General features: G+C 64.4%; 15 protein-coding genes. 1 reads left to right on the top strand and 14 read right to left on the bottom strand.

Annotated features, from left to right (window positions below; all coding sequences use genetic code 11):
• Positions 1 to 4: 4 nt before the first annotated feature.
• The 9 genes from nuoJ to OEJ36_RS19615 all read right to left on the bottom strand — a co-directional run bounded on the left by nuoJ (position 5) and on the right by OEJ36_RS19615 (position 9,655).
• Positions 5 to 505, bottom strand: coding sequence for an NADH-quinone oxidoreductase subunit J (gene nuoJ, locus OEJ36_RS19575; protein ID WP_021219043.1), 501 nt, complete (start codon positions 503 to 505; stop codon positions 5 to 7).
• A gap of 10 nt (positions 506 to 515) precedes the next feature.
• Positions 516 to 1,064: an NADH-quinone oxidoreductase subunit NuoI gene (nuoI, locus tag OEJ36_RS19580; RefSeq protein ID WP_184490279.1), complete on the bottom strand. Its 549-nt coding sequence runs from the start codon at positions 1,062 to 1,064 to the stop codon at positions 516 to 518.
• Between the two features lie 11 nt (positions 1,065 to 1,075).
• Complete coding sequence (nuoH, locus tag OEJ36_RS19585; protein WP_184490278.1) at positions 1,076 to 2,068, bottom strand: NADH-quinone oxidoreductase subunit NuoH; 993 nt, start codon at positions 2,066 to 2,068, stop codon at positions 1,076 to 1,078.
• Positions 2,065 to 4,773, bottom strand: a complete 2,709-nt coding sequence (nuoG, locus tag OEJ36_RS19590; protein WP_263402970.1) for an NADH-quinone oxidoreductase subunit NuoG — start codon at positions 4,771 to 4,773, stop codon at positions 2,065 to 2,067. Before nuoG ends, nuoH begins: the two co-directional genes overlap by 4 nt.
• Positions 4,774 to 4,871: 98 nt before the next feature.
• A complete protein-coding gene (gene nuoF, locus OEJ36_RS19595; RefSeq protein ID WP_021219039.1) occupies positions 4,872 to 6,218 on the bottom strand; it encodes an NADH-quinone oxidoreductase subunit NuoF in 1,347 nt (448 codons plus the stop codon).
• Complete coding sequence (gene nuoE, locus OEJ36_RS19600) at positions 6,215 to 6,706, bottom strand: NADH-quinone oxidoreductase subunit NuoE (protein WP_021219038.1); 492 nt, start codon at positions 6,704 to 6,706, stop codon at positions 6,215 to 6,217. The genes nuoF and nuoE overlap by 4 nt, the downstream gene beginning before the upstream one ends.
• A 1-nt stretch (position 6,707) precedes the next feature.
• On the bottom strand, positions 6,708 to 8,489 hold the full coding sequence (gene nuoC, locus OEJ36_RS19605; protein WP_021219037.1) for an NADH-quinone oxidoreductase subunit C/D: 1,782 nt from the start codon (positions 8,487 to 8,489) through the stop codon (positions 6,708 to 6,710).
• Positions 8,490 to 8,553: 64 nt separating this feature from the next.
• Complete coding sequence (locus OEJ36_RS19610; protein WP_021219036.1) at positions 8,554 to 9,231, bottom strand: NuoB/complex I 20 kDa subunit family protein; 678 nt, start codon at positions 9,229 to 9,231, stop codon at positions 8,554 to 8,556.
• A gap of 10 nt (positions 9,232 to 9,241) precedes the next feature.
• Positions 9,242 to 9,655 (bottom strand): NADH-quinone oxidoreductase subunit A, encoded by a 414-nt coding sequence (locus OEJ36_RS19615; protein ID WP_263402974.1) that lies wholly within the window; start codon positions 9,653 to 9,655, stop codon positions 9,242 to 9,244.
• Positions 9,656 to 10,217: 562 nt separating this feature from the next.
• Between OEJ36_RS19615 and OEJ36_RS19620 the strand changes: the two genes are divergently transcribed.
• The gene (locus tag OEJ36_RS19620; protein WP_021219034.1) at positions 10,218 to 11,612 is read left to right on the top strand and encodes a pectin acetylesterase-family hydrolase; all 1,395 of its coding nucleotides are present in this window, start codon (positions 10,218 to 10,220) and stop codon (positions 11,610 to 11,612) included.
• A gap of 35 nt (positions 11,613 to 11,647) precedes the next feature.
• Here the strand turns inward: OEJ36_RS19620 and OEJ36_RS19625 are convergent, their stop codons facing one another.
• The 5 genes from OEJ36_RS19625 to OEJ36_RS19645 all read right to left on the bottom strand — a co-directional run bounded on the left by OEJ36_RS19625 (position 11,648) and on the right by OEJ36_RS19645 (position 17,393).
• Positions 11,648 to 12,235: a hypothetical protein gene (locus OEJ36_RS19625; RefSeq protein WP_263402977.1), complete on the bottom strand. Its 588-nt coding sequence runs from the start codon at positions 12,233 to 12,235 to the stop codon at positions 11,648 to 11,650.
• An 84-nt stretch (positions 12,236 to 12,319) separates the two neighbouring features.
• Complete coding sequence (locus OEJ36_RS19630) at positions 12,320 to 12,814, bottom strand: DUF4442 domain-containing protein (protein ID WP_263402978.1); 495 nt, start codon at positions 12,812 to 12,814, stop codon at positions 12,320 to 12,322.
• Positions 12,815 to 12,918: 104 nt separating this feature from the next.
• Positions 12,919 to 14,919, bottom strand: coding sequence for a PhoX family protein (locus OEJ36_RS19635; RefSeq protein ID WP_263402980.1), 2,001 nt, complete (start codon positions 14,917 to 14,919; stop codon positions 12,919 to 12,921).
• Between the two features lie 116 nt (positions 14,920 to 15,035).
• Positions 15,036 to 15,635 carry a murein L,D-transpeptidase catalytic domain family protein gene (locus tag OEJ36_RS19640; protein ID WP_263402981.1) on the bottom strand — a complete coding sequence of 200 codons (600 nt, stop codon included), beginning with the start codon at positions 15,633 to 15,635 and terminating at the stop codon, positions 15,036 to 15,038.
• Positions 15,636 to 15,797: 162 nt separating this feature from the next.
• Entirely contained in the window at positions 15,798 to 17,393 is a 1,596-nt protein-coding gene (locus OEJ36_RS19645) for an isocitrate lyase (protein WP_263402983.1), read from the bottom strand.
• Positions 17,394 to 17,756: the final 363 nt, after the last annotated feature.

Here is a 17,756-nt window from a genome sequence, read left to right on the forward strand (position 1 = left end):
GGCGTTACTCCTTCGCTTCGTGGCGGCCGAGGTGGTAGGCCGCGACCAGGGCTGCCAGGAGCAGCATGGAGGCGAGTTCGACGGCCAGCAGGTAAGGGCCGAACAGGCTGATACCCACTGCCTTGGCGTCTACCGTGGTCTGGCCGATGGTGGCGCCGCTGCTCTGGCTGAACAGCACGTAGAGCAGTTCGGCCAGCAGGGCCAGGGACAGCGCCGAAGGGCCGACCCAGATGCCGGGCTTGAGCCACTTGCGCTCCTGCTCGACGATGGCTGGGCCAAGGTTGAGCATCATGACCACGAAGACGAACAGCACCATGATGGCGCCGGCGTAGACGATGATTTCCAGTGCGCCGGCGAAGGGCGCCCCCAGTGCGAAGAAGCACATCGAGACGGCCAGCAGGGAAATGATGAGGTAGAGCAGCGCATGCACCGGGTTGGTGTTGGTGACCACCCGCAGGGTGGAAACAACAGCGACGCCTGCGGCGAAATAGAAAGCGAATTCCACGCACGTCTCCTTAGGGCAGCAGGCTCTTCACGTTGATCGGCTCGGCTTCGTTCTGCGCGGCGCCTTTCGGCTTGCCGGCAATGGCCATGCCGGCCACGCGATAGAAGTTGTAATCGGGGTTCTTGCCGGGGCCGGAAATCAGCAGGTCTTCCTTCTCGTAGACCAGGTCCTGGCGCTTGTACTCGCCCATTTCGAAATCCGGGGTCAGCTGGATCGCGGTGGTGGGGCAGGCTTCTTCGCACAGGCCGCAGAAGATGCAGCGGGAGAAGTTGATACGGAAGAACTCGGGGTACCAGCGGCCGTCTTCGGTTTCGGCCTTCTGCAGCGAGATGCAGCCGACCGGGCAGGCCACGGCGCACAGGTTGCAGGCTACGCAGCGCTCTTCGCCGTCGGGATCACGGGTCAGCACGATGCGGCCACGGTAGCGCGGCGGCAGGTACACGGGCTCTTCGGGGTATTGCAGGGTGTCACGCTTGCGGAAGCCGTGGGAGAACACCATCACCAGGCTGCGCAGCTGGGTGAGGGTGCCGACCACCACGTCGTAGATGTACTTGATCATGGTCTTTCTCCTTACTGGGCCGTGGCCAGCACGACGGCGCCGGTCACCAGCAGGTTGATCAGGGTCAGCGGGAGGCAGAACTTCCAGCTGAAGGCCATCACCTGGTCATAGCGCGGACGTGGGATCGACGCGCGGAGCAGGATGAACAGCATGATGAAGAAGGCGGTCTTCAGGGCGAACCAGATGAACGGGATCTGCGGCAGGATGCCGAAGGGGCCGTGCCAGCCGCCGAAGAACAGGGTCACCAGCAGCGCGGACACCAGCACGATGCCGATGTACTCGCCGACGAAGAACATGCCCCATTTCATGCCGGCGTATTCGATGTGGTAGCCGTCGGCCAGTTCCTGTTCCGCTTCCGGCTGGTCGAACGGGTGACGGTGGGTCACGGCGACGCCGGCGATGAAGAAGGTACAGAAGCCGAAGAACTGCGGAATGATGAACCACAGGTGCTGGGCCTGGTATTCGACGATGTCGCGCATGTTGAACGAGCCGACCTGGGCGACGATGCCCATCAGCGACAGGGCCAGGAACACCTCGTAGGAGACGGTCTGGGCCGAGGCGCGCAGGCTGCCGAGCAGGGCGAACTTGTTGTTGCTCGACCAGCCGGCGAAGAGCACCGCGTACACGGTGATACCGGCCATGGCGAAGAAGAACAGGATGCCGATGTTCAGGTCCGCCACGCCCCAGGTGGGGGTGATCGGGACCACGGCGAAGGCGATGAGCAGGGCGCTCATGGCGATCACCGGCGCCAGGGTGAAGATCACCTTGTCGGCGAAGGGCGGGGTCCAGTCTTCCTTGAAGAACATCTTCAGCATGTCGGCGGCGATCTGGAACATGCCGAACGGGCCGACGCGGTTGGGGCCGTAGCGATCCTGCCACCAGCCCAGCAGGCGTCGTTCGACGAAGCTGAGCAGGGCGCCGCAGACAACCACGGCGAGCAGGATGACGATGGCCTTGACCACCGCGATGATGACGTCGATCACCTCGGGAGTGAGCCAGCTCATTGCGCGGCCTCCTGCAGCAGGGTCACGGTGGCGCCAGCGATGGCACCCGGGATACCCGGCAGGCCGGCGGGCAGGCCCACCAGGCCGGCGGCCAGTTCTTCACGGACCTGCAGCGGCAGGCGCAGGGCCTGGCCCTTGACCCGCAGAGCCAGCATGGCGCCGTCGTTCACGCCCAGGCGATCCGCCTCGGACTTGGCCAGGGCCACGTAGGGCTCTGGCATGCGCTCCTGGATCGGCGCGGCACGGGAGGAGTTTTCCTCGCTGCCGAACAGGTGGTGGAAGGGAACCACCTGCCAGGTGCCCTGGGCCGGGTTGAACGGAGCGGCGACGGCGAACCAGGGCAGGGTGGCGCCCTTGGCTTCGATCAGGCGCACGCCCGGGTCGCCGGCACGCAGATGGCCGCCGACTTCGTCCTGGAACTTGTTCCAGGCCTGGGGCGAGTTCCAGCCCGGGGACCAGGCGAACGGAATCTGCTGACGGGGTTCGGCGCTGCCGGCATAGCCTTCCATGGAGAAGGCGAAGGGCGAGTCCTTGTCCTGCGGCTGGCGCGGCTCGTGCACGCTGATGTTGGCGCGCATGGCGGTACGGCCGCTGTAGCGGTGCGGTTCGCGGGCCAGCTTCAGGCCCTTGATGCGGAACGAGGCGCTGGGCGCGGCGTCACGGATCGAGGCCAGCAGGCTGCTGCTGTCGGCGACGGCGGCAGTGACCTGGTCGAGCTGGGTCCAGTCGACGGACTTGTCCTGCAGGGTGCTGTGCAGGGCGTGCAGCCAGCGCCAGCCCTCGCGCACGAGGATGTTGGCGTCGTAATAGGTCGGGTCGTAGACCTGGAAGAAGCGCTGGGCGCGGCCTTCCTGGCTGACCAGGGTGCCGTCGCCTTCGGCGAAGCTGGCAACCGGCAGCACCAGGTGGGCGCGTTCGACGGTGGCGGTCTGCTGGTGGTCGGCGACTATCACCACCTGGGCGGCGGCGAGGGCGGCGTCGACCTTGGCGGCGTCGGCACGGCGGTAGAGGTCGTTCTCCAGTACCACCACTGCGTCGGCCTGGCCGGCGGTCAGGGCTTCCAGGGCGGCGTCCACGGATTCGCCGCCGAACAGGGCGAGGCCCATGCTGTTGGCTTCCGGGACCACCAGGCTGATGGAGCCGTTCTTCTCACGGTTCTTCAGCGCGCTGGCGATGTTGGCGGCGGCCTCGATCAGGGCCTTCTCGCCCAGGGAAGCGCCGGAGACGATCAGCGGACGCTTGGCGGCGAGGAGGGCGTCGGCAATGGCCTTGACCAGCTCGGCGGCTTCGCTGTCGAGGCCTTCCACGGCCGGTGCACTCGGGTCGATGGCGTGGGCCACGGCGAAACCGATGCGGGCGAGGTCGGCCGGGGCGGCGTGCACGCACTGGGTGGCGACGTCGTCGAGGCGGGTCTCGGTGGTGCTGGCGATGAACAGCGGGTTGAGCGCGTCCTGGGCGACGTTCTGCACGGCCGCCATGTGCCAGTCCTGGATCTTCATCGAGGCGGCGATGTCGGTGGCCTTGCCCTTGACCGACTGGCGCAGGGCCAGGGCGACGCGCGCGGCGGTCTGGGTCAGGTCTTCGCCGAGGACGAACACGGCGTCGTGGCTTTCGATGTCACGCAGGGTGGGCACCGGCAGCGGGCCGTTCTGCAGGATGTCGCGGATCAGGCGGATGTTTTCCAGCTCACCCGCGGCGATGCCGGAGTAGTAGTTGGCTTCGCCTACCAGCTCACGCAGGGCGAAGTTGGATTCCAGGCTGGCGCGGGGCGAGCCGATGCCGATCACGCGCTTGCCCTTGAGCAGTTCGGCGGCCTTGTCCAGGGCGGCATCGAGGCCGAGCTTCTGGGCGCCTAACAGCGGTTGGCGCGGGCGGTCTTCACGGTTGACGTAGCCGTAGCCGAAACGGCCGCGGTCGCAAAGGAAATACTGGTTCACCGAGCCGTTGAAGCGGTTCTCGATACGGCGGATTTCGCCATAGCGCTCACCGGGGCTGATGTTGCAGCCGCTGGAGCAGCCGTGGCAGATGCTCGGGGCGAACTGCATGTCCCACTTGCGGTTGTAGCGCTCGGAGTGGGTCTTGTCGGTGAACACACCGGTCGGGCAGACCTCGACCAGGTTGCCGGAGAATTCGCTCTCGAGGGTGCCGTCCTCGACACGTCCGAAGTAGACGTTGTCGTGGGCGCCGTAGACGCCGAGGTCGGTGCCGCCGGCGTAGTCCTTGTAGTAGCGCACGCAGCGGTAGCAGGCGATGCAGCGGTTCATTTCATGGGAAATGAACGGGCCGAGCTGCTGGTTCTGGTGGGTGCGCTTGGTGAAGCGGTACCGGCGCTCGTTGTGGCCGGTCATCACCGTCATGTCCTGCAGGTGGCAGTGGCCGCCTTCCTCGCACACGGGGCAGTCGTGCGGGTGGTTGGTCATCAGCCATTCGACGACGCTGGCGCGGAATTGCTTGGCCTCTTCGTCGTCGATGGAAATCCAGGAGTTGTCGGTGGCGGGGGTCATGCAGGACATGACCAGGCGGCCGCGCTTGTCGTTTTCGTCGGTGTACTGCTTGACCGCACACTGGCGGCAGGCGCCGACGCTACCGAGCGCCGGGTGCCAGCAGAAGTAGGGGATGTCGAGTCCGAGGGACAGACAGGCCTGCAGGAGGTTGTCTGCACCATCGACTTCGAGCGTCTTGCCGTCTACGTGGATAGTGGCCATGGTTCAGTCTTCATCTGCCCGTTTGACCGGGCGTGGCTAATGGAATCAGGTTGCGGTCGGGGCCGCTTGTGGCGGCCGCCAACCGGCGGAACTGGCTCTTATGCGCCGACCGGTTCAGGTCGGATCGCCGGTGCGTTCTCGGCGATGCCTGCCTCGAACTCCGGACGGAAATACTTCATCGCGCTACCCAGCGGCTCGACAGCGCCCGGTGCGTGGGCGCAGAAGGTCTTGCCTGGGCCGAGGAAGTTGACCAGCCCTTCGAGGGTTTCCAGGTCACCGCGCTGGCCTTCACCGCGCTCGAGGGCGCGCAGGACCTTGACGCTCCAGGGCAGGCCGTCGCGGCAGGGGGTGCACCAGCCGCAGGACTCGCGGGCGAAGAACTCTTCCATGTTGCGCAGCAGCGAGACCATGTTGATGCTGTCGTCCACGGCGAGCGCGAGACCGGTGCCCATACGGGTGCCGACCTTGGCGATACCGGCGGCGTACATGGGCGCATCCAGGTGTTCGGGGAGCAGGAAGCCGGTGCCGGCGCCGCCGGGCTGCCAGGCTTTCAGCTTGAAGCCGTCACGCATGCCGCCGGCATAGTCTTCGAAGAGTTCGCGGGCGGGGACGCCGAAGGGCAGCTCCCACAGGCCGGGGTTCTTCACCTTGCCGGAGAAGCCCATGAGCTTGGTGCCCATGTCTTCGCTGCCGGGACGGGCGAGGCCCTTGTACCAATCCACGCCGTTGGCGACGATCGCCGGCACGTTGCACAGGGTCTCGACGTTGTTGACGCAGGTGGGCTTGCCCCAGACGCCGACAGCGGCGGGGAAGGGCGGCTTGGAGCGCGGGTTGGCGCGGCGGCCTTCCAGCGAGTTGATCAGGGCGGTTTCCTCGCCGCAGATGTAGCGGCCGGCACCGGTGTGGACGAACAGCTCGAAGTCGAAGCCGCTGCCGAGAATGTTCTTGCCCAGCAGGCCGGCGGCCTTGGCTTCGTCGATGGCGCGATTGAGGTTGCGCGCCGCGTCGACGTATTCGCCGCGCAGGAAGATGTAGCCGCGATAGGCCTTGAGTGCGCGGGCGCTGATCAGCATGCCTTCCACCAGCAGGTGGGGCAGCTGTTCCATCAGCATGCGGTCCTTCCAGGTGTTGGGTTCCATTTCGTCCGCGTTGCACAGCAGGTAGCGGATGTTCATGGATTCGTCGGCGGGCATCAGGCCCCATTTCACGCCGGTGGGGAAGCCCGCACCGCCGCGGCCCTTGAGGCCGGAGTCCTTGACGGTCTGCACGATGTCGGCCTGGGCCATTTCGCCCAGGGCCTTGCGTGCGGCCGCGTAGCCGTTCTTCTGCTGGTATTCCTCGAGCCAGATGGGCTGCGCGTCGTCACGCAGGCGCCAGGTCAGCGGGTGCGTCTCGGCGCTGCGCTGGATGCGGTTGGCCGGGCCGACGGAGGTGAGGGTCTTCATTGATAGGCCTCCAGCAGTTGCGCGACGCCATCGGCGCTGACATTGCCGAAGGTATCGTCGTCGATCATCAGGGCCGGGGCCTTGTCGCAGTTGCCCAGGCAGCACACCGGCAGCAGCGTGAAGCGGTTGTCGGCGGTGGTCTGGCCAAGGCCGATGCCGAGGTTCTGCTGGATGCTGCCGAGCACGGACTCATGGCCGCCGACGTAGCAGGTCATGCTGTCGCACACACGGATGATGTGGCGGCCCACCGGCTGGCGGAAAATCTGACTATAGAAGGTGGCTACACCTTCGACGTCGCTGGCGGGGATGCCGAGGATTTCGCCAATGGCATCGGCGGCGCCGTCAGGCACCCAGCCGCGCTCCTTCTGGACGATCTTCAGGGCTTCGATGGACGCCGCGCGCGGGTCCTCGTAGTGGTGCATCTCGTGCTCGATGGCCGAGCGCTCGGTTTCGCTGAGGGCGAAACGGTCGGTCTGGATAATGCTCATGTCAGCGGTCCACGTCAGCCATAACGAAGTCGATACTGCCCAGGTAGGCGATCAGGTCGGCCACCATGCTGCCGCGGATCACCGAGGGGATCTGCTGCAGGTGGGCGAAGCTGGGCGTCCGGATCCGGGTGCGGTAGCTCATGGTGCTGCCATCGCTCGTCAGGTAGTAGCTGTTGATGCCCTTGGTCGCCTCGATCATCTGGAAGGCTTCGTTGGCCGGCATGACCGGGCCCCAGGAAACCTGCAGGAAGTGGGTGATCAGGGTTTCGATGTGCTGCAGCGTGCGTTCTTTCGGCGGCGGCGTGGTCAGCGGGTGGTCGGCCTTGTACGGGCCTTCCGGCATGTTCTTCAGGCACTGGTCGATGATGCGGATGCTCTGGCGCATCTCTTCGACGCGGACCATGCAGCGGTCGTAGGCGTCGCCGTTATGGGCCAGCGGCACTTCGAACTCGAAGTTCTCGTAGCCCGAGTAGGGGCGTGCCTTGCGCAGGTCGAAGTCCAGGCCGGTGGAGCGCAGGCCGGCGCCGGTGACGCCCCATTCCAGCGCTTCCTTGGTGTTGTACTGGGCGACGCCGATGGTACGGCCCTTGAGGATGCTGTTCTTCAGGGCGGCCTTGGTGTACTCGTCGAGGCGCTTGGGCAGCCATTCGACGAATTCCTTGACCAGCCCGTCCCAGCCGCGCGGCAGGTCGTGGGCGACGCCGCCGATGCGGTACCAGGCCGGGTGCAGGCGGAAGCCGGTGATGGCTTCGATCACCTTGTAGGCGCGCTGGCGGTCGGTGAAGGTGAAGAACACCGGGGTCATGGCGCCGACGTCCTGGATGTAGGTACCCAGGAACAGCAGGTGGCTGGTGATACGGAAGAATTCGGCCAGCATCACGCGGATGGTGTCGACCTTCTGCGGCACCTTGATGCCGGCGAGTTTTTCGACCGCGAGCACGTAGGGCAGGTTGTTCATCACCCCGCCGAGGTAGTCGATGCGGTCGGTGTAGGGGATGAAGCTGTGCCAGGACTGGCGCTCGGCCATCTTCTCGGCGCCGCGGTGGTGGTAACCCACCTCCGGTACGCAGTCGAGGATTTCTTCACCGTCCAGCTGCAGGATGATGCGGAAAGCACCGTGTGCTGACGGGTGGTTGGGGCCGAGGTTGAGGAACATGTAGTCCTCGTTCTCGCCCTGGCGCTTCATGCCCCAGTCTTCGGGGTTGAAGCGTGCGGCTTCTTCTTCCAGCTGCAGCTTGGCGAGGCTCAGGCTGTAGGGATCGAATTCGGTGGCGCGCGCCGGGTAGTCCTTGCGCAGCGGGTGACCTTCCCAGGTGTTCGGCATCATGATCCGCGACAGGTGCGGGTGGCCGGAGAAGTGCACGCCGTACATGTCCCAGACTTCGCGCTCGTACCAGTTGGCGTTCGGCCAGATGCCGGTGACGCTGGGCAGGTTGAGGTCGCCTTCGGACAGGGACACCTTGATCATCACGTCGCTGTTTCGCTCGATGGAGATCAGGTGGTAGAAAACGGTGAAGTCGGCGCCCGGCAGGCCGCGGCGCTGGGTGCGCAGACGCTCGTCGACGCCATGCAGGTCGTACAGCATGACGAAGGGGCGCGGCGAATTGCGCAGGAAGGTGAGGACTTCGACGAGCTTCTCGCGAGCGACCCAGATCACCGGCATGCCGGTGCGGGTGGCCTGGAGGGTGAAGCTCTCGGCGCCAAAGCGGGAATTCAGTTCAACGACGACGTCTTGGTCGTCAGCCTTGTAAGGCGGGATAGACAGAACGGTGTCTGCAGTCATGGTCTCGGTCGCTTTCGGTCAACGTACAGAGTGAGCCGGGTCTCTTCTCGTGGAAGAGACCGGATCAGACTTCGTCGGGGCTGCGCAGGTTGGTGACCTGAATACGCTGTTCGCGGCGCTGTTCCTTCTGCGACGGCATTTCGGCACGGTAGATGCCTTGGTCGCCGACGACCCAGGAAAGCGGGCGGCGCTCCTTGCCGATGGATTCCTGCAACAGCATCAGGCCTTGCAGGAATGCCTCCGGGCGGGGAGGGCAGCCAGGGATGTACACGTCCACGGGGAGGAACTTGTCCACGCCCTGAACCACCGAATAGATGTCGTACATACCGCCGGAGTTGGCGCACGAACCCATCGAGATCACCCACTTGGGCTCCAGCATCTGCTCGTAGAGGCGCTGGATGATGGGCGCCATCTTGATGAAGCAGGTGCCGGCGATGACCATGAAGTCAGCCTGGCGGGGTGATGCACGAATGACTTCCGCACCGAAGCGGGCGATGTCGTGCGGCGCGGTGAAGGCGGTAGTCATCTCCACGTAGCAGCAGGACAAACCGAAGTTGTACGGCCACAGGGAGTTCTTGCGACCCCAGTTGACTGCACCGTTGAGAACATCTTCGAGCTTGCCCATGAAGATGTTCTTGTGGACCTGATCTTCTAGCAGGGGGTCGGAAACGATCTCCCGCTCGCCGATCGGGTACTGCTCGTTGGGAGCAGTCGGATCGATCCGAGTAAGTTTGTATTGCATCGCCAAAGCCTCATTGTTTTAGCTTCGCCTGCCGATTGCGACGACCTTCGGGAGCCCAATCAAGAGCACCGATGCGCCAGAGATAGACAAGACCTGCCAACAGAATTGCTATGAAAATGGTAGCTTCGACGAGGCCCGCCCACCCGCTTTCGCGAACGGATACGGCCCAGGCGAAGAGAAAGAGGGCTTCGACGTCGAAGATCACGAAGAGCATCGCGACCAGATAGAATTTTGCGGAGAGGCGCAGGCGCGCACTGCCGGTGGGGAGCATCCCCGATTCGAACGGCTCGTTCTTGGCGCGGCCATGGGCACGGCTGCCGAGAAGGCTCGAGACACCGAGCATGAAGGCACAGAGGCCGATCACGCCCAGCAGGAAAATAGCGAAACCCCAGTTATGGGAAAGAATGGCAGTGGCGTCCGACATGCCGGAACTCCTTCAACAAGGAACGGCGTTCACTCGTAATTAAATTGGGTCTTGCCCGCACTAGAGTGCCCGGCAATCTATTCGGACAATTTTATGCCCGTATGGGTCTACAAGTAAATTTTTCAGACTAAAAAATTAACTCGAAAGGCAGTTTAAAGAGCTTGTACTGCTCTGAAAGCCTAGAGCGCCGTGGGTTCCAGTTTTTTGTCAGGCTTTGGTCGGATTGCGTCGCTATGCCGCAGGGCGCAAATATAGATAGGTTAATGATAGTCATTATCATTTGACTGGAGAATATATAACCACTACATGGCGAGTCCTACGGAAGTGGTTAAAACATGCGCACTTAATAGCCGCTGTTACTCACAACTTCTTTCCTCTATGCCTAATTCATATGTGGCTACCGTTGTCGCTCTGACGACCTTGTACTAGCGTGCTAGAAGCGCCGTGGATGCGGTGCGTTCCCCCCTGTTTCCCTGCCGTACTCAGCGGGTCGGCTGGACCACGGATTCGTCTGCCTGGGCGTGCTGGTCCACTCAGAAAACAAGAAAAAGAGGGAATCGCCATGGGCGTTGCCAAGTTGCTGCGTCACTGCTTCGTGCTTCTGCTGTTCTTCCTGCCTTCACTGCCTGCCCACGCCGAACTCGGCGACTACGGGTTCTGGCAGACGCTGGGCAATCTCACCTCCCCACCCAAGGCCGACAACAAGGTCCTGCCCGAGCAGCGGGTTGGGCCCTATCCGTTGCTGGCCAACCCGGCGGGGTTCAACTCCGGTTTCAAGGCGGCCAACTACTACGCCTGGCAGACGGTGCAGCTCGCACCCGAGACCGGCGCCGTTTGTGGTGATGGTTCGCCCTACAAGTTCTTCGTCAACCGGGTACCGAACACCAGTAACACCATCATCTATATGGAGGGCGGTGGCGCCTGCTGGGATTACGCCAGTTGCACGGGCCAGACCGGCATCCGGGGTGCGCGGAACCCGAATGGCATTCCCGACGATTACATGAAGCTGCTCAACCCCAGCGCCAGCCTGGTGAGCCCCTTCGTGGTGCGGTTGCATCCCTGGACGCGGGTGAAGACGCAGAACTGGAACATGGTGTACGTGCCGTACTGCACCGGTGACATCTATTCCGGTGACAAGGTGGCGGTCTACCAGGACCCGACCGGGCAGAAGCCGCAGCTGGTGTGGCACCACAACGGGCTGCGCAACACCCGCGCGGTGACCGCCTGGCTCAAGGACAACCTCGAGCGCCCCGGGCAGATGCTCTCCACCGGCTGCAGTGCCGGCGGGGCGGGCAGCCTGATCAGCCATGCGGTGACGCGCCAGGACATCGCGCCTAACCGTGGCTTCCTGATCGACGACTCGGGGCCGGTGTTCAGTGCGGTGACCGGGGGCAGCAACCAGGCCTATCCGTCGCTGCCGTTGCAGACCTTCATCCGCCAGGCCTGGGGCCTCGACAATGGGCCGCTGCAATTGCTGCAGAGTCGTCTGCCGGGCGTCACCCTGAATGACCTGGGCAGCATCTACCCGGCGCTTTCCGCGAACCTGCCGGGTGATCGTCTCGGGCATACGCACTTCTGGAAGGACCTGAACTACTCGTCCTACTCCTACGAGCGCTTCTACCCTGAGATCGCCAACGCACCGGACCAGGCCACCAAGGAGGCGCTGATCCACGCCAAGTGGGATGTGGACACCGGCCGCCTGCGCAACACCCTGGCCAACCTGCATAACTTCGGCGGCTACTTCCCGCAGTACCGGGCGGTGAACGAGAGCCATTGCACCAGCATCATCGAGTTCGCCAACGCCGACATCCAGGAGCAGAACCTGCAACTGGATGACTTCGTCACCAATGTGCTGGATGGCACCGGGCCGGTGATGGATGCATCCGAGTCGAGCGATGCGGCCGATCGGGCCAAGCCGTTCAACCTGCTCTACTACGTGCTCAACCAGTTGCTTTGAGAAGTGGCTGCGGGGCGGGCAATCCGCCCCGCAGCTCAGTGGTAGGCCTGCTCGCGGGCCTGTTGCAGGCGCTGCCTCAGGTATTCGTCACGGCTGAGGCCGTCTGGGATCGACTGCATCGCCAGCACCTCGGCAACGATGCGTTTCTCTTCCTGCTTGTAGTGATCGAACTGGGGCGAAGGCTGTGCCGCGAGCTTCTTCTCCAGGGCGTCGCTACGCGCCTTGTAGCGCTGCAGCAGGGCGTTGGCGCGTGCCTTCTGTTCCTCGACGTCACCGCCGCTGGCCTGGATCAGGGCGATCTGCAGCACCAGGGATTCGCTGGCCGCCAACTCGCCGCTCTGCTCATGGGATTGCACTTCCTCCGCCAAGCGCTCGGCCTGTTTCTCCCGTTCTTCGCTGGGCAGGTCCGGCGCCGCCTTGAAGAAGGCTCGGTAGGCGGAGTGGAAGGCCAGGCGCTTCTCGTACTCCGCCGTCAGCGCGGGGTCGATGTGCTGGGCGCTCGCCGCTGCCGTCGCGTCGCTGGCCGGAGTGGCCAGGGGCTGGCTGGCTTGCGAGCGCGGCTGGGCGACGGCCTGGGATTCTGGGCCCAGGCGGCAGTAGAGGGTGGCGGCGGCTGTCGTCACGGCGATCGCCGTGCCTGCCAGGATAAGCGTGGTTCGGGCCATTGCGGTTCTCGGCCTCTCAGTTGGGACATTCGTACAGCTTAGTCAATGCTCGCGCTTGCGGCTGACCCAGGCCCAGATCATCTCGCAGCGGATGGGTTCGATGCCGGTTTCATCGGTGATGGAGACCGCGACCCGCACTTCGCCCCGGTCTTCTTCATGGATGCGCCGGACCTGTTCGGCATCCAGTTGCGCCACTGCCTTCAGGCCGCCCGTGGCGCGCTTGAGGTAGTCCACGTGCAGGCTTTTGATCAGGGGCAGCTTGTCGTCCGGCACGTTCATGCCCACCAGCAGGCCGGTGGCGGATTCGGCCAGCAATGCCATGGCGGCGGCATGTACGCCCTTGATGTGGTTACGCACCCGGGGACGATTGGCGAGGCTCATCACCGCCCGTTGCTGGCTGAGGTGATGGACGCGCACGCGGGCGGTGCCGGCGAAGCGCACCTGACTGCCGATCAGCAGGCTGAGCAGGGGTGTGTGCAGGGCGGCGGGCAGTTTGCTCACCAGGGAGGTGGCGCGACTCAGGCGGTTGGCAGGCATGGGCAGGCCCTTGGTGTGTGGCTGGCCAGTCTGTCAGTGGAAAAAGGGACCGGCCATTGCTGGCCGGTCGCAAATGCCTGGCACTTCGGCCAGTGGCTGGGGGATCAGAGGATGCGGCGACGGTCTTCGCGGGTGATCACCACAGTGGAAGAGCGCGGACGCTTGCCCGGGCCGTCCGGCCAGGCGCTTGTGAGGTTGGTGGGCGTCGAGCCCTCACCCGGGTGCTGGATATTGACGAACAGGGTGCGGAAGTCCGGCGTGGCGGCGATGCCGGTGACTTCGGCGCCCAGCGGGCCGACCAGGAAGCGCTTGAGCTCGCCGGTGCGTGGGTCCGCCACCAGCATCTGGTTGTTGCCGAAGGGGCCGGCGGACAGCTGGCTGCCGCTCATGTCGGTCTGGATCCACAGGCGGCCGTCGTCGTCGAACCACAGGCCGTCGGGGCTGGCGAGGATGTTGCTGGCGTCCAGCGGCTTGCCGTTCGGGCCGCGGCTGTCGGTTTCCGGGCCGGCGAGCATGAACAGGTTCCAGTTGAAGGCCTTGCCGGCGTAGTCGCGGCTCTGCTCGCGCCAGCGGATGATGTGGCCGTAGGCGTTGGCCGGGCGCGGGTTGGGGGCGTCCGGGACGGTGCGCGCGGTGTTGTTGGTGAGGGTGAAGTACACCTCGCCGTTGTCCGGGTTAACCGCGCCCCATTCGGGGCGGTCCATCTTGGTGGCGCCGACCACGTCCGCCGCGAGGCGGGTGTTGATCAGCACGTCGCCCTGGTCGGCGAAGGCGACGCCGGCGGCGAGGCAGGCCTTGAGGAAGGACTTGTCGTTGATGTCCAGCGGCAGCCACTGACCGCTGCCGTCGGCATTGAAGCGCGCGACGTACAGGGTGCCTTCGTCCAGCAGGCGGCCGTTGCTGCGACCGGGGCGATAGGTGTCGCGGCTGACGTATTTGTAGATGTACTCGTTCTGCGAGTCGTCGCCGGAGTAGCAGACCACCGGACGGCCGGGTTTCACCGGGGCGAAGATCAGGCCTTCATGGGCGAAGCGGCCGAGGGCGGTGCGTTTCACCGGCACGGAATCGGGCTCGAAGGGGTCGATCTCGACGATCCAGCCGAACTGGTTCGGTTCGTTGCGGTAGTCGCCCTTGGCGTCGGCGGCCTTGCGGGTGGCGTCGAAGCGCTCGAACTCGTCGCCGGGCAGGGTTTCCCAGCCGAAGCGGCTGCCGTTGCGCAGGCCGTAGCGCTTCAGTTCACGGGGCAGGTCGGTGTCACGGGTGGAGAAATAGCCGGCCCAGTTTTCCTCGCAGGTGAGGTAGGTGCCCCAGGGGGTGAAGCCGTTGGAGCAGTTGTTCTGGGTGCCGCGGGCGGCGGTGCCGTTGGGGCTGTGGCGCGTTTGCAGGAGCTTGTTGCCGCGAGCCGGGCCGCTGATCTGCATGGGCGTGGCAGCGGTGATGCGGCGGTTGCGGCGGCTGGGCACCACGGTCCACTCGCCGCGCACGTCACGGCGGATTTCGACCACCGAAACGCCGTGGGCGTTGATTTCCTTGCGGACTTCTTCGGCGCTCGTGCGCTTGCCGTTCACCACGGTGGGGCCGTTGGGGTGCAGCAGCGGCGCGTCGATGTATTCGTGGTTGAGCACCAGCAGGCCATGGTCGGAGCGCAGGCCCAGGCCGAGGCGGGTGTCGATGGGGAAGAAGTGCATGCCGTCATGGTGCATGCCGGTTTGCTCGGCCTGGTCGCGGGCGCTGTTGCTGGCGTCGTCGGCAAAGGCGGGGTAGCGGCCGGTGATGGGGGTGCCCCAGGGAATGAAAGGCGTGGCCTTGTAGCCGGGCGGCACGGTGATGGTGTCGGCACGGCCGGCCGGGATGCCTTCGAAGCTGAGGCGGCGGCGTGGCTTGAAGGGGAAGCCGAGGCCGCGGGCTTCGCTCTGACCGGCTTCGGCCTGGCCGGGCAGGGATACGCCGAGGAAGGCGAGGGCGCCCAGTGCGGCGCCACCGGCCAGCACCTCGCGGCGTTTCACGCCCTCGATCAGCTCGCTGATGTGGGGGTTGTTGGAAAGGTTGCTAGGCACTTCGTCGCCATTTCCAAAGAGGACGGCGTTCTCTTTCTCGTTATTCAAGGCTTTGTCTCCATACAGGCGAATCGACGGAGACTTGACGCTAAGACCTCAAGGCGACGGAACTGTGACAGTGCGGCGGGTGCAGTGCCTTATGTGCTGTAGCGCACAAAACGCTTTTAGTGGGCGCCCGGCGCAGATGGCGGCTTGATGGCGAAGATCAGCGCGCCGCCCTGCAGTGCCTCGATCACCTGGTCGCGGTCAGCGGCGGCCAGCACCAGGCAGCCGAAACTGCGCCCGGCCACGCCGTGCTGGCGGATGAAGCGATCCTCCATGTAGTCCATGGCATGGATGACGATGGCGCGCTCCATGGCTTTGTCGTTGCTCGGGTCCAGCCCCGTCAGCCGCATCGACAGCCCGTGCCCGGGTTGCCGGCTCTGGTAGACCTCGCCCGTGCGGTAGGTGCCCAGCGAGGAGGCACGGCTCTCGGGCTCGTTGGAGAAGCGCTCGGCGTAGCCGTCATGGTCGGCATCCGAGCCTTTGCCATGGGCAACGCGGTAGCTGGCCAGCAGGGCGTGGCTGCGGCTGTCGTATAGCAGGAAGCGCTTCTGGTCCGAGCGTTGGGAGTAGTCGACCACGGCGAAGCGCGGGTGCTCGTCCTGCTGTAGGCGTTGAAGGATGGGCTGGAGGGTGTCTGCAGTGAAGCGTTGCTCCAGGTCGCCAGCGTGGGTGAGGAGGGGGAGCAGGGCCAGCAGGCTGGTGACGAGCGTTCGGAGCATGGGGCTGGAGACCTTGGGCTGTTGGCCAGAGGTAAGTTCAGACGTGGCGCGAACGCAAGATGTTCCCTGATGGCGGGCGGCGCATAAAAAAAGCCCCGGCATCGCTGCCAGGGCCTTGAGGCATCCAGCCGGCCCGAAGGCCGTGCTGGTGAACAGTTCCTATTAGTGGAACTGGTTCATGGTGTTGTCTTTACCGCTTGCTTTCAGAGCCGCTTCGCCAGCGAAGTACTCTTTGTGGTTGTCGCCGATGTCGGAGCCAGCCATGTTCTGGTGCTTGACGCAGGCGATGCCCTGACGCAGTTCCTGACGCTGTACGCCTTTGACGTAGGCCAGCATGCCCTGGTCGGCGAAGTACCCTTTGGCCAGGTTGTCGGTGGACAGCGCGGCGGTGTGGTAGGTCGGCAGGGTGATCAGGTGGTGGAAGATGCCGGCGTGAGCCGAACCGTCGCGCTGGAAGGTACGGATCTTCTCGTCTGCAACCTGGGCCAGTTCGGTTTCGTCGTACTCGACGGCCATCAGTTTGGCGCGGTCGTAGGCGGAAACGTCTTTGCCTTCGGCAACGAACGCATCGAACACTTGTTGACGGAAGTTCAGGGTCCAGTTGAAGGACGGGCTGTTGTTGTAAACCAGCTTGGCGTTCGGGATCACCTGACGGATGCGGTCAACCATGGCCTTGATCTGGCCAACGTGCGGCTTCTCGGTTTCGATCCACAGCAGGTCGGCGCCGTTCTGCAGGCTGGTGATGCAGTCCAGTACGCAGCGGTCTTCGCCGGTGCCAGCGCGGAACTGGAACAGGTTGGACGGCAGGCGCTTGGGACGCAGCAGCTTGCCTTCGCGGTTGATCACCACGTCGCCGTTCTGCAGGTCGGAAGCGGAGATTTCTTCGCAATCCAGGAAGGAGTTGTACTGGTCGCCCAGGTCGCCCGGCTGCTTGGTAACGGCGATCTGCTTGGTCAGGCCGGCACCCAGGGAGTCGGTACGGGCAACGATCACGCCGTCGTCAACGCCCAGCTCGAGGAAGGCGTAGCGAACTGCGTTGATCTTGGCGAGGAAGTCTTCGTGGGGAACGGTCACTTTGCCGTCCTGGTGGCCGCACTGCTTCTCGTCGGAAACCTGGTTCTCGATCTGGATGCAGCAGGCACCGGCTTCGATCATTTTCTTGGCCAGCAGGTAGGTGGCTTCCGGGTTACCGAAGCCAGCGTCGATGTCGGCGATGATCGGAACCACGTGGGTTTCGTAACCGTCGATCTGAGCCTGGATCTCGTCGGCCTTGACCTTGTCGCCAGCGGCGCGGGCAGCGTCCAGGGCGGTGAAGAGCAGGTCCAGCTCGCGGGCATCAGCCTGGCGCAGGAAGGTGTACAGCTCTTCGATCAGGCCGGAAACGGCGGTTTTCTCGTGCATCGACTGGTCCGGCAGCGGGCCGAAGTCGGAACGCAGAGCAGCGACCATCCAGCCGGACAGGTAGAGGTAGCGCTTGTTGGTGGTCTTCAGGTGCTTCTTGATGGAGATCAGCTTCTGCTGACCGATGAAGCCGTGCCAGCAGCCCAGGGATTGGGTGTAGACGGAGGCGTCGGCGTCGTACTCGGCCATGTCCTTGCGCATGATGGCCGCGGTGTATTTGGCGATGTCCAGACCGGTCTTGAAGCGGTTCTGGGCGCGCATACGGGCGACGGATTCCGGGTTGATAGCGCTCCAGCTGTTGCCTGCGGCTTCTTTCAGAGCGGCAACTGCCTTGATGTCGTTTTGATATGCGGACATGGTCAATCCTTCAAATGTGTTTGGTTGAGCACCGACTTCCCCCTGTGAGCCTTGGAAGGCAACACGGGTAGCTCACAACAGAACGCCGAGAATGTGACCGGTACGAGTAGGACACTCGAGAGGAGGGGGGACGATACGAGCGGCACGGATGACTTCGCTACCCTTTCCGGATGCGCTTTCGGCTCGTGGATGCCTCGGGCGTATCAGGTTCGGTTGGATCGTCGATCTGGCTGCTGCGCTAAACGCTTCCCCGTCCCTCAGGACAACTTCGTTCCAGTCGCAACCTCGTCGAACGGCCTTGTGGGCTGTAACAACACGGGACGGCTCGAAGGTATTGAGCGCGGCCCGGGAGCCCGTTTCAGG

The sequence above is a fragment of the Pseudomonas sp. PDM13 genome, assembly GCF_025685765.1.
GTDB lineage: Bacteria > Pseudomonadota > Gammaproteobacteria > Pseudomonadales > Pseudomonadaceae > Metapseudomonas > Metapseudomonas solani.

Coding starts and splice junctions, on each gene's coding strand:
- nuoI (WP_184490279.1), bottom strand. CDS start 1,064: ATGATCAAGTACATCTACGACGTGGTGGTCGGCACCCTCACCCAGCTG.
- nuoH (WP_184490278.1), bottom strand. CDS start 2,068: ATGAGCTGGCTCACTCCCGAGGTGATCGACGTCATCATCGCGGTGGTC.
- nuoG (WP_263402970.1), bottom strand. CDS start 4,773: ATGGCCACTATCCACGTAGACGGCAAGACGCTCGAAGTCGATGGTGCA.
- nuoF (WP_021219039.1), bottom strand. CDS start 6,218: ATGAAGACCCTCACCTCCGTCGGCCCGGCCAACCGCATCCAGCGCAGC.
- nuoE (WP_021219038.1), bottom strand. CDS start 6,706: ATGAGCATTATCCAGACCGACCGTTTCGCCCTCAGCGAAACCGAGCGC.
- nuoC (WP_021219037.1), bottom strand. CDS start 8,489: ATGACTGCAGACACCGTTCTGTCTATCCCGCCTTACAAGGCTGACGAC.
- OEJ36_RS19610 (WP_021219036.1), bottom strand. CDS start 9,231: ATGCAATACAAACTTACTCGGATCGATCCGACTGCTCCCAACGAGCAG.
- OEJ36_RS19615 (WP_263402974.1), bottom strand. CDS start 9,655: ATGTCGGACGCCACTGCCATTCTTTCCCATAACTGGGGTTTCGCTATT.
- OEJ36_RS19620 (WP_021219034.1), top strand. CDS start 10,218: ATGGGCGTTGCCAAGTTGCTGCGTCACTGCTTCGTGCTTCTGCTGTTC.
- OEJ36_RS19630 (WP_263402978.1), bottom strand. CDS start 12,814: ATGCCTGCCAACCGCCTGAGTCGCGCCACCTCCCTGGTGAGCAAACTG.
- OEJ36_RS19640 (WP_263402981.1), bottom strand. CDS start 15,635: ATGCTCCGAACGCTCGTCACCAGCCTGCTGGCCCTGCTCCCCCTCCTC.
- OEJ36_RS19645 (WP_263402983.1), bottom strand. CDS start 17,393: ATGTCCGCATATCAAAACGACATCAAGGCAGTTGCCGCTCTGAAAGAA.